This window comes from Streptomyces sp. Isolate_45 (genome assembly GCF_024721315.2).
GTDB lineage: Bacteria > Actinomycetota > Actinomycetes > Streptomycetales > Streptomycetaceae > Streptomyces.
This window is the reverse complement of record NZ_JANFAK020000101.1, coordinates 20,593-31,196: the sequence shown is the minus strand read 5'-3', so window position 1 is coordinate 31,196 and position 10,604 is coordinate 20,593. Positions and strand designations below refer to the sequence as shown.

Annotated in this window: 8 protein-coding genes; all 8 read left to right on the top strand. The window is 72.7% G+C overall.

What is annotated here, in order from left to right; genetic code table 11:
• Window positions 1-1,164 (top strand): resuscitation-promoting factor (locus NOD94_RS27495; protein WP_281208808.1); only part of this gene is annotated, 1,164 nt, incomplete at its 5' end.
• Window positions 1,161-2,063, top strand: a complete 903-nt coding sequence (gene rsmA, locus NOD94_RS27490) for a 16S rRNA (adenine(1518)-N(6)/adenine(1519)-N(6))-dimethyltransferase RsmA (protein WP_281208807.1) — start codon at window positions 1,161-1,163, stop codon at window positions 2,061-2,063. The genes NOD94_RS27495 and rsmA, both read left to right, overlap by 4 nt.
• Window positions 2,060-2,956 carry a 4-(cytidine 5'-diphospho)-2-C-methyl-D-erythritol kinase gene (locus tag NOD94_RS27485; protein ID WP_281208806.1) on the top strand — a complete coding sequence of 299 codons (897 nt, stop codon included), beginning with the start codon at window positions 2,060-2,062 and terminating at the stop codon, window positions 2,954-2,956. The genes rsmA and NOD94_RS27485 overlap by 4 nt, the downstream gene beginning before the upstream one ends.
• 108 nt (window positions 2,957-3,064) lie before the next feature.
• Window positions 3,065-4,384 carry an acyltransferase gene (locus NOD94_RS27480; protein WP_281208805.1) on the top strand — a complete coding sequence of 440 codons (1,320 nt, stop codon included), beginning with the start codon at window positions 3,065-3,067 and terminating at the stop codon, window positions 4,382-4,384.
• A gap of 28 nt (window positions 4,385-4,412) precedes the next feature.
• The gene (locus NOD94_RS27475) at window positions 4,413-6,209 is read left to right on the top strand and encodes an ABC-F family ATP-binding cassette domain-containing protein (RefSeq protein WP_281208804.1); all 1,797 of its coding nucleotides are present in this window, start codon (window positions 4,413-4,415) and stop codon (window positions 6,207-6,209) included.
• Between the two features lie 163 nt (window positions 6,210-6,372).
• Entirely contained in the window at window positions 6,373-7,998 is a 1,626-nt protein-coding gene (locus NOD94_RS27470; protein WP_281208803.1) for a PQQ-binding-like beta-propeller repeat protein, read from the top strand.
• Window positions 7,999-8,039: 41 nt separating this feature from the next.
• Window positions 8,040-9,692 (top strand): PQQ-binding-like beta-propeller repeat protein, encoded by a 1,653-nt coding sequence (locus tag NOD94_RS27465; RefSeq protein ID WP_281208802.1) that lies wholly within the window; start codon window positions 8,040-8,042, stop codon window positions 9,690-9,692.
• Between the two features lie 139 nt (window positions 9,693-9,831).
• Entirely contained in the window at window positions 9,832-10,527 is a 696-nt protein-coding gene (locus NOD94_RS27460; RefSeq protein ID WP_281208810.1) for a LuxR C-terminal-related transcriptional regulator, read from the top strand.
• Window positions 10,528-10,604 lie beyond the last annotated feature (77 nt).

Genomic DNA, 10,604 nt, shown 5'->3' with positions numbered 1-10,604 from the left:
GGGGTCGGTCGCGGGGGCGGGGGCGGGGCAGGCCGGCGAGCCGCCGGGCGGGGCCGCAAGGGCGCGGCGGCCCGCGACAGCTGGCGGCGCATCGTCCCGCAGGCCCTCGTCGTGGCGGTGCTCGCGGGCGGCACCACGGCCTTCGTCGCCGCCGACAAGTCGGTCCGGCTCACCGTCGACGGAGTGCCCCGCAGCCTCCACACCTTCGCCGGCAGCGTCGACGCCCTGCTCGCCGCCGAAGGCCTCGGCGTCGGCCCCCACGACCTCGTCGCCCCCGCCCGGGGTTCCGCCCTCGACGACGGCGAGGAGATCGTCGTCCGATACGGCCGTCCCCTGGAACTGACCCTGGACGGGCGGACCCGCCGCCTGTGGACCACCGCCCGCACCGTCGAGGCCGCCCTGCGCCAGCTCGGCGTCCGCGTCGAGGGCGCCTTCCTCACGCTGCCCCGCACCGCCTCCGTCCCGCGCGCCGGCCTGACCCTCGGCGTGCGCACGGAACGCGGCGTCACCTTCATGGCCGACGGCCGCGAACGCACCATCCGCACCAACGCCGCCACCGTCCAGGAAGCCCTGGACCAGGCCGGCATCACCCTGGGCGGCCAGGACACCACCTCGGTCCCGCCCGGCGAGTTCCCCCGCGACGGCCAGGTCGTCACCGTGCTGCGCATCACCGGCACCCGCGAGGTCCGCGAGGAGCGCATCGCCTTCACCACCGAGCGGGTCGAGGACGCCGACCTGTTCGCCGGGACCGAGGTCGTCGAACGGGCCGGGCGGCCCGGCGCGCGCCGGGTCACGTACAGCCTGCGCACCGTCAACGGGGTCCGGCAGCAGCCCCGGAAGATCGCCGAGGAGGTCGTCCGCGAGCCGGTCGGCCAGCTCGTGAAGGTCGGTACGAAGCGGCTCCCGAACTCCGTCGCCGGCGCGGACGGCCTCGACTGGGGGGCCCTGGCCCAGTGCGAGTCCGGCGGCCGGGCCTCGGCCACCGACCCCTCCGGGACCTACGGCGGCCTCTACCAGTTCGACGTGCGCACCTGGCAGGGCCTCGGCGGCAGCGGCCGCCCGCAGGACGCGTCGGGCTCCGAGCAGACGTACCGGGCCAAGAAGCTCTACGTGCAGCGGGGGGCGAGTCCGTGGCCGCACTGCGGCCGTAGGCTTTACCGGTGAGCACCGCAGAGCAGCAGCCCCACGAGACCCCTTCCGACGCCCTCCTCGGGCCGGCCGACATCCGGGAACTGGCCGCCGTACTCGGCGTACGGCCGACGAAGCAGAAGGGCCAGAACTTCGTCATCGACGCCAACACGGTCCGCCGCATCGTCCGCACCGCGGAGGTGCGCCCGGACGACGTGGTCGTCGAGGTCGGTCCGGGACTCGGGTCGCTGACGCTCGCGCTGCTGGAGGCCGCCGACCGGGTCGTCGCCGTCGAGATCGACGACATCCTGGCCGCCGCCCTGCCCGCCACCATCGAGGCCCGGATGCCCGCGAGGTTCGACCGCTTCGCGCTCGTCCACTCCGACGCCATGCTGGTGAAGGAACTGCCCGGCCCGCCGCCGACCGCGCTCGTCGCGAACCTGCCGTACAACGTGGCCGTTCCGGTGCTGCTGACCATGCTGGACCGGTTCCCGACCATCGAGCGGACCCTCGTCATGGTCCAGGCCGAGGTCGCCGACCGGCTCGCCGCCGAGCCCGGCAACAAGGTGTACGGCGTCCCCTCCGTCAAGGCGAACTGGTACGCGCACGTCAAGCGCGCCGGGTCCATCGGCCGCAAGGTGTTCTGGCCCGCGCCGAACGTCGACTCCGGACTGGTCTCGCTCGTGCGCCGCACCGAGCCCGTCAAGACGACCGCGTCCAAGGCCGAGGTCTTCGCCGTCGTGGACGCCGCCTTCGCGCAGCGCCGCAAGACCCTGCGCGCCGCCCTGGCCGGCTGGGCCGGTTCGGCCGCGGGCGCCGAGGCGGCGCTCGTCGCCGCCGGCGTCTCCCCGCAGGCGCGCGGCGAGTCCCTCACGGTGGAGGAGTTCGCCGCCATCGCCGAGCACAAGCCCGCCGCGGAGAGGCCCGCCCTGTGAGCGTGACCGTACGGGTCCCCGCGAAGGTCAACGTGCAGCTCGGGGTGGGCGCCGCCCGCCCCGACGGCTTCCACCCCCTCGCGACGGTCTTCCTGGCCGTCTCCCTGTTCGACGAGGTCACGGCCACCCCCGCCGCGGAACCGACCGTCACCTGCGAGGGCCCCGACGCCGACCAGGTGCCGCTGGACCGCTCCAACCTGGCCGCGCGGGCCGCCGAGGCCCTCGCCGCCCGGGCGGGCATCGAACCCGCCGTGCACCTCCACATCGCGAAGAACATCCCCGTCGCGGGCGGGATGGCGGGCGGCAGCGCCGACGGCGCGGCCGCGCTGCTGGCCTGCGACACCCTGTGGGGGTTGGACACCCCGCGTACGGAACTCCTCGCCATCTGCGCCGAACTGGGCAGCGACGTCCCCTTCAGCCTGCTGGGCGGCGCGGCCCTCGGGACCGGCCGGGGCGAGCTGCTGACCCCGGTCGACGCGGGCTCCTTCCACTGGGTGTTCGCGGTGGCCGACGGCGGCCTGTCCACCCCGGCCGTGTTCCGCGAGTTCGACCGGCTGACCGCGGGCACCTGCGTCCCGGAGCCGGAGCCCTCCCCGGAACTCCTCGCGGCCCTCGCCTCCGGAGACCCCGACCGACTGGCGCCCGCCCTGTCGAACGGCCTCCAGGCCGCCTCGCTGTCGCTGCGCCCGCGGCTGGCCGACACCTTCGCGGCGGGCCTCGGCGCCGGCGCGCTGGCCGCGCTGGTCTCCGGCTCCGGCCCGACGACGGCCTTCCTGGTCCGGGACGAGGAGGGCGCCGCCAAGGTGGCCGCCGCGCTGGAGGCCTCGGGCACCTGCCGCACCACCCGTACCGCCTCGGGCCCCGTCCCCGGCGCCACGGTGCTGTCGGCCTGACCGCGCCCGGCGGCCGGGCGGCCGGGCGGCCGGGCGGCCGCGGTACCCAGCGCGATCTGAGTATCCGTACCCTGTCGCCGCGGCCGCCCGGCCGCGACCGTGGTGGACATGACAGCCACCGCACGCGACCTGGCCGCCGCGACCCCCGCGACCCGGGACCGCTACGTCGACCTGCTCCGGGTCGCCTCGCTCGGCACGGTCGTGCTCGGCCACTGGCTGATGGCGGCCGTCGCCGGGGACGGCATCGGGAACCTGCTCGCCCTCGTGCCCCCGCTCCAGGTGCTCACCTGGGGGCTCCAGATCATGCCGGTGTTCTTCTTCGTCGGCGGGTTCGCGCACGCCCTCTCGTACCGCTCCCTCGCCCGTCGGGCCGACGGGCCCGTCTACGCCGCCTTCCTGCGGGCCCGCCTCCAGCGACTGCTGCGGCCCACCCTCGTCTTCGTCGTGGTGTGGACCGCCCTCGCGCTGGCCGTCCAGCTCGCCGGCCTCGACGGCGGACGGTTGACCGGCGCCGCGCTGCGGCTGGTCACGCAGCCGCTGTGGTTCATCGGGATCTACCTCGCGATGGTCGCCTTCACCCCGCCCCTGCTGAAGCTCCACGAGCGCCACGGCTGGGCCGCCTTCGCCGCGCTCGCCGGCGCGGCCGCGCTGGTCGACGTCCTGCGGTTCGCGCTCGACGTCCCGTACGTGGAGTTCCTGAACTTCGCCTTCGTGTGGCTGGCCGTGCACCAACTCGGCTTCCTGCGCGCCGACGGGCGCATCACCCGACCGGCCGCCCTGGCCGCCGCCGGGCTCGCCGGGGCCGTCCTGCTCGTCGCGGCCGGGCCCTACCCGCTGTCCATGGTCGGGATGCCCGGGGAGAAGGTGTCCAACATGGCTCCGCCCACCCTCGCCCTGCTGTGCCACGGCCTGTGGCTCGTCGGCGCGGTCCAACTGCTCGCCCGGCCCGCCACGGCCTGGCTGGAGCGGCCGCGCGTCTGGCGCCGCGTCGTCGCCGCCAACGGCGTCGCCATGACCGCGTTCCTCTGGCACCTCACCGCCATGCTCGGCGTGTACGCCGCCCAGCTGGCCCTCGGCCTCGCACTGCCCGAACCGGCCTCCGCCGCCTGGTGGGCGCAGGTCCCGCCCCGGATCCTCCTCGCGGCCCTGGTGACGGCCCTGCTCGTCGCCTGCTTCCGCCGCTTCGAGGCCCCGGTGGCGGCCGCGCCGACGCCCGGGAACGGGCCGGTCGCGGCCCTCGGGATCACGCTCGGGCTCCTCGGGATCCTCGGCCTGTCCATGACCGGCCTCGGCGGGATCCTGGAGGGTCACAGCGCCACCCTGATCGCCCTGCCGCTGACCGCGCCCGCCGCCATCGGCATGGCCGTCGCGGGCGCCCTGCTGGTGGATCGGTCGGGGTCGGCCCGGAGGGTTAGGCTGAGGGGCTGATCCACACCCCTTCCCTGGAGCGCGTCTGATGGCCGTCAATCTGGTCAATGTCGAGGCAGTCAGCAAGGTGTACGGCACCCGTACCCTGCTCGACGGCATCTCCCTCGGCGTGTCCGAGGGGGACCGGATCGGTGTCGTCGGCCGCAACGGCGACGGCAAGACCACCCTCATCCGGATGCTCGCCAAGCTGGAGGAACCCGACACCGGCCGGGTCACCCAGAACAGCGGCCTGCGCATGGGCGTCCTCACCCAGCACGACTCGCTGGACCCCTCCGCCACCATCCGACACGAGATCATCCGCGACATGGCCGACCACGAGTGGGCCGGCAACGCCAAGATCCGTGACGTGCTCACCGGCCTCTTCGGCGGACTCGACCTGCCCGGCTTCGGCCAGGGCCTCGACACGGTCATCGGCCCGCTCTCCGGCGGCGAGCGCCGTCGCATCGCGCTCGCCCAGCTGCTCATCGCAGACCAGGACCTCCTCGTCCTCGACGAGCCCACCAACCACCTCGACGTCGAGGGCATCTCCTGGCTGGCCAAGCACCTGCAGGAACGCCGCTCCGCGCTCGTCTGCGTCACCCACGACCGCTGGTTCCTCGACCAGGTCTGCACCCGCATGTGGGACGTCCAGCGCGGTGACGTCCACGAGTACGAGGGCGGCTACAGCGACTACGTCTTCGCCCGCGCCGAGCGCGACCGGATCGCCGCCACCGAGGAGTCCAAGCGGCAGAACCTGATGCGCAAGGAGCTGGCCTGGCTGCGCCGCGGCGCCCCCGCCCGGACCTCCAAGCCGCGCTACCGCATCGAGGCCGCCAACGAGCTCATCGCCGACGTGCCGCCGCCGCGCGACACCTCCGAGCTGATGAAGTTCGCCAACGCCCGCCTCGGCAAGACGGTCTTCGACCTGGAGGACGTGACCGTCCAGGCCGGCCCCAAGACCCTCCTCAAGCACCTCACCTGGCACCTCGGCCCGGGCGACCGCGTGGGCCTCGTCGGCGTCAACGGCGCCGGCAAGACCTCGCTGCTGCGCGCGCTGGCCGAGGCGGCCCGCACCCAGGGCGACGTCCAGCCCGCCGCGGGCAAGGTCAGCGTCGGCAAGACGGTCAAGCTGGCCTACCTGTCCCAGGAGGTCGGCGAGCTCGACCCCTCGCTGCGCGTCCTGGAGGCCGTCCAGCGGGTCCGTGACCGCGTCGACCTCGGCAAGGGCCGCGAGATGACCGCGGGCCAGCTGTGCGAGCAGTTCGGCTTCACCAAGGAGAAGCAGTGGACCCCGGTCGGGGACCTGTCCGGTGGTGAGCGGCGCCGGCTGCAGATCCTGCGGCTGCTGATGGACGAGCCCAACGTCCTCTTCCTCGACGAGCCCACCAACGACCTCGACATCGAGACCCTGACCCAGTTGGAGGACCTGCTCGACGGCTGGCCCGGCTCGATGATCGTGATCTCCCACGACCGGTTCTTCATCGAGCGCACCACCGACACGGTGATGGCGCTGCTGGGGGACGCCTCCCTGCGGATGCTGCCGCGCGGTCTCGACGAGTACCTGGAGCGCCGGCAGCGGATGATCGAGGCGGCCGCCCCGGCGGCCCCGGCACCGGCCGCGAAGTCCTCGGCCTCGGGGGACTCGCGAGCCGCGAAGAAGGAGCTGCAGAAGATCGAGCGGCAGCTCAACAAGATGTCCGACCGCGAGTCGAACCTGCACGCGCAGATCGCCGAGAACTCCACGGACTACGACAAGGTCGCCAAGCTCGACGCCGAGCTCCGGGAACTGATTTCCGAGCGCGACGAGTTGGAGATGCGCTGGCTGGAACTGGCCGAAGACGCGTGAGTCCGGACAGATTTGAACACCATCCGGTCGGATAACGGCCAAGTCACGGGCCGGTCCTCCCTTGGGAACAGGGGGCGGACCGGCCCGTCGCATGTCGGCCACGAGTGATAGAAAGGGTCGTTCTACCGACCGACTTACCGCCTGACGCCGAAGGTATGCGCTGATGACCGAGCCGCCCCAGCCGCCGAACCAGCCGCCGTCACCTTCCGGTTACGGCCACTTGCCGGGCCCGCCGCAGCCGGGTTACGGATTCCCGCCGCAGGGGCCGAACCCGTACGCCCAGCAGCCGCCGACCGTCCCGCAGCCGTACGTGCAGAACGGTGGCCACGGATTCCCGCCGCCGCAGGGCATGCCCCCGGTTCCGCCGCCGTCCGGCCGGAGCAGGGCCACGGTCCTGATCGCGGCCGCCGTCGCCGGCGTGCTCGTACTGGGCACCGGCGGCTGGTTCCTCCTCGCGGGTGACGACGACAAGCCCGCCAAGGAGCCCGTCGCGCAGAGCCCCGCGCCCGTCGACGACAAGCCCTCCCCCTCGGCCTCCGTGGACAAGGGCGACGGCAACGGCGCCGGCGGCTCGTACCCGACCGACCTGAACTCGGGCCGCAAGGGCGGCGAGGACAAGGCGCTCTGGCTCAAGACCGTCAAGATGGAAGGCCCCGGCGCCGGGATCCCGACGAAGGGGCAGTGGGTGGTCGGTGACGCCGTCATCAAGACCGTCGACAAGTCCGTCGTGGCCTACGCGGTGGCCGACGGCAAGGAGAAGTGGAAGATCGACCTCCGCACGGAGATCTGCGGACTCACCGGTCAGACCACCCCCGACGGCAGGACCGTCATGGTCGTCAAGAACGCCGACGACTCCAACTGCAACCAGATGAAGCTGATCGACCTCAAGGGCGGCAAGGAGCTCTGGACCAAGGAAGTCGTCATGGAGGGTCTCTTCAAGACCGCCAACGACACCACGGTCACCCTCACCGGGGACACCTTCGCCCTCGGCTGGATGGGCGGCCAGAGCGCCCACCGCCTGAGCACCGGCGACAAGCTCTTCTCCGACGCGGGCCCCGAGGGCTGCAAGCCCACGGACTACGCCGCGGGCAACGGCAGGATGATCGCCGTGGCCATGTGCCTGGACGCCGACAAGACCGTCGAGATCCAGGACGCCGACCCGAACACGGGCAAGAAGACCTGGACCTACAAGCTCCCCAAGGGCTTCCAGGTCAAGGCCGTCTACTCGGTCAGCCCGACCGTCATCGACGCCCAGAACCGCGACACCAAGCAGCGCGGCATCATCGTCCTCGACGACAAGGGACAGAAGCGCAACTCGCTCTCCGGCGACGGCAACTTCGTGATCAACTGCGGCGGCACCAGCTCCAGCGAGGGCCTCCAGAACTGCGGGAACTCGGTCGTCGACGGCGACACCGTCTACCTGGGCACCGGCGCGGAACTGGACACCGCGAGCGCGGAGATCGTCGCCTTCGACCTCAACACCGGCAAGACCAAGTGGCGCACCAAGGCGGGCGACAAGAAGACCTTCGTCCCGCTCAAGGCCGCGGGCGGCCAGCTGATCGCCTACCGCAGGGGCGCCCTCGACGAGCCCGGCGAGATCGTGTCGCTCCCGGCCGGCAGCGGCACGCCCAAGGTGCTCCTCAAGCTGCCCTCGGGCCCCGCCGCGAAGATCGAGGGCTCCTTCTCGTACTCCCGGGCCGCCTACGAGGACGGGCGCTTCTTCCTCTCCGTCACCAACCTGGCCGGCGACGGCAAGGACGAGAAGCTCCTGATGGCCTTCGGCAAGTGAACGAGTCCACCGAGCCGCCCACCGAGAGGCAGTAGCACGTCATGAGTACCCCGCCGCCCCCGCAGCAGCCCCCGTCGGGAGGCTTCGGCGCGCCCCAGCCGGTCCCGCCGCCCCCGTCGATGCCCCCCACCGTCCCGCAGCCGCCGGCCCAACAGCCCGGCTACGGGTACCCCCAGCAGCAGCCCGGCTACGGCCACCCGCAGCAGCCGGCCACCGTCCAGACCCCGGCCCGGCCCCCCGCGGGCGGCGGCAACGTGGTCCGCACCCAGCTGATGATCGTCGGCGCCGCGCTGGTGGCGATGGCCCTCATCATCGGCGGCGGCTTCTGGTACGTCTCCGGCGACGGCGAGGGCGGTGGCACCACCACCGCCGAAGGCGGCACCCCCAGCGGCTCGGCCGACCCCAAGGCCCCCGCGGCCCCGGGCGGCACCGAGAAGGCCCCGTCCAACCCGAAGTCGAAGACGCTGATCAACGTCCCGAGCCCGCAGCCCGAGGACGTCATCGCCGTCGACGGCTCCTGGCTGACCGACTCCACCTACGTCAAGTCCGACGTGGCGAAGGTGATCGGCTACAACCTGGTCGACGGCGGCAAGAAGTGGGAGCTCCCGCTCCCCGCCCACGTCTGCGGCGCGACCAAGCACGTCAGCGACAACAAGTCGGCCATCCTCTTCCAGGAGGGCATGCCGACCGCCGAGAAGAAGTACCCGCAGTGCAACCAGGTCGGCGTCATCGACCTGAACACCGGCAAGCTGCTGTGGTCCGGCAACGCCAAGTCCTCCACCGGCGGCGACAGGCCCGTGGCCTTCAGCGAGGTCACCATCAGCGGCCAGACCGTCGCCGCGGGCGGCCTCAGCGGCGGCGCCGCCTGGAACCTCGCCGACGGCAAGTCCCTGTGGACGCCCAAGGTCGACTCCGAGGGCTGCTACGACCTCGGCTACGCGGGCGGCGAGGCCCTCGCGGTCCTGCGCAAGTGCGGTCGGATCCCCAACCAGTCGCTGCTCGCCCAGGTCCTCGACCCGGTCACCGGCGCGCCGAAGTCCTCGTACAAGCTGTCCCCGGGCATCGAGTGGGCGGGCATCATCTCCACGAAGCCGCTCGTCGTCGCCGCGGACGTCGGGGACACGGCCAAGAACGCCACCGGCGTCAGCGACCTCTTCGTCGTCGACGACGCGGGCCAGCTCAAGAGCCGCATCTCGCTCGCGGCCGGCACCTGGGCGCCCGAGTGCCCCGCCACCGAGGTCGAGCAGTGCTCGAAGATGGTCGTCGGCAACGGCAAGGTCTACCTCCCGACCTACGAGCACCAGGGCTCGGGATCCTCCGTCGGCCGCACCAACGAGCTCGTCTCCTTCGACCTGGAGACCGGCAAGGCCACCACCGACCGGGCCGACGCGGGCGAGAGCTACACCATCACCCCGCTGCGCATGGACGGCTCGAACGTCATCGCCTACAAGTCGCCCCCGTACAACAAGGGCGGCCAGATCGTCAGCATCGACAGCAAGACCATGAAGGAGACCATCCTCATGGAGAACCCGCCGGAGAAGACGGGCCAGCGGGCCGAAGCCCAGTTCTCGGCGGACCACTCCGAGTTCCGCTACCACAACGGCAAGTTCTTCATCTCGCGCACGAACGTCCGCAAGCCGTACTCGGACAAGGCCGACCCCGAGTACCTCTTCGTCTCCTTCACCGCGAGCTGACCGCCGCAGCCCGCTGCGCGGCACGCCCAGAAGCCCCCGGAAGGGCCGCCCTTCCGGGGGCTTCTGCGCGGTATCGGGCACGTCCCGTCGAACAAGCGTGTAGCTTGCCGGGTCAGAAGGATCTGGGGTGGGAGCCTTAATGGGCGTACGGGTCATGGTGGTCGACGAGCACCGGCTGCTGGCCGAGGCGCTCGCCTCGGCGCTCAAACTGCGCGGGCACCGGGTGCTCGCGGCCGCCGCGCCGACGGCCGGAGCGGCGGAGCTGGTCATCGGCCGCGCCCCGGAAGTCTGTCTGTTCGGCACCGCCACCCCCGCCGACCCCGGGATCTTCGAACCCGTCGCCCGGATCAAGCGCGAGCGCCCGCAGATCGCCGTGGTCGTCCTGGGCCCGGTGCCCAGCCCGCGCGGGATCGCCGCCGCGTTCGCCGCCGGTGCCTCCGGCTACGTGCGCCATGACGAGCGCATCGAGGGCGTGGAGCGGGCCCTGGCCAAGGCCCGGTCCGGGGAGGTCGCGATCGCCCCGCAACTGTTGCAAGGGGCCTTCGCCGAGCTCCTCAACCCCGCCGCCCAGCCCGACGACGAGGGCAGCCGGCTGCTGCGGCTGCTCACGCCGCGCGAGGTGGAGGTGCTGGTCCGGGTCGCCGAGGGCGAGGACACCCGGCTCATCGCCGCCGGCATGGCCATCGCGCCGAGCACGGCCCGTACGCACGTGCAGCGGGTACTGATGAAGCTGGGCGTGGGATCACGGCTGGAGGCGGCCGCGCTGGCCGCGCGCACCGGCCTGCTCGACCGGGCCGTGCTGCCCGCGCGGTTGTCCCGGTCCGTCGCGGAATGAGCCGTCCCGCCCGGCGACGATTTCCCCGGACGCGCGGAATCCGGTAAGCCAGAGACCAGCACGCGCGTACGCGTGCG

What these genes read in the sequence shown, in the direction of transcription:
- NOD94_RS27480 (WP_281208805.1), top strand. Translation starts at nt 3,065, where the DNA reads ATGACAGCCACCGCACGCGACCTGGCCGCCGCGACCCCCGCGACCCGG.
- NOD94_RS27475 (WP_281208804.1), top strand. Translation starts at nt 4,413, where the DNA reads ATGGCCGTCAATCTGGTCAATGTCGAGGCAGTCAGCAAGGTGTACGGC.
- NOD94_RS27470 (WP_281208803.1), top strand. Translation starts at nt 6,373, where the DNA reads ATGACCGAGCCGCCCCAGCCGCCGAACCAGCCGCCGTCACCTTCCGGT.
- NOD94_RS27465 (WP_281208802.1), top strand. Translation starts at nt 8,040, where the DNA reads ATGAGTACCCCGCCGCCCCCGCAGCAGCCCCCGTCGGGAGGCTTCGGC.
- NOD94_RS27460 (WP_281208810.1), top strand. Translation starts at nt 9,832, where the DNA reads ATGGGCGTACGGGTCATGGTGGTCGACGAGCACCGGCTGCTGGCCGAG.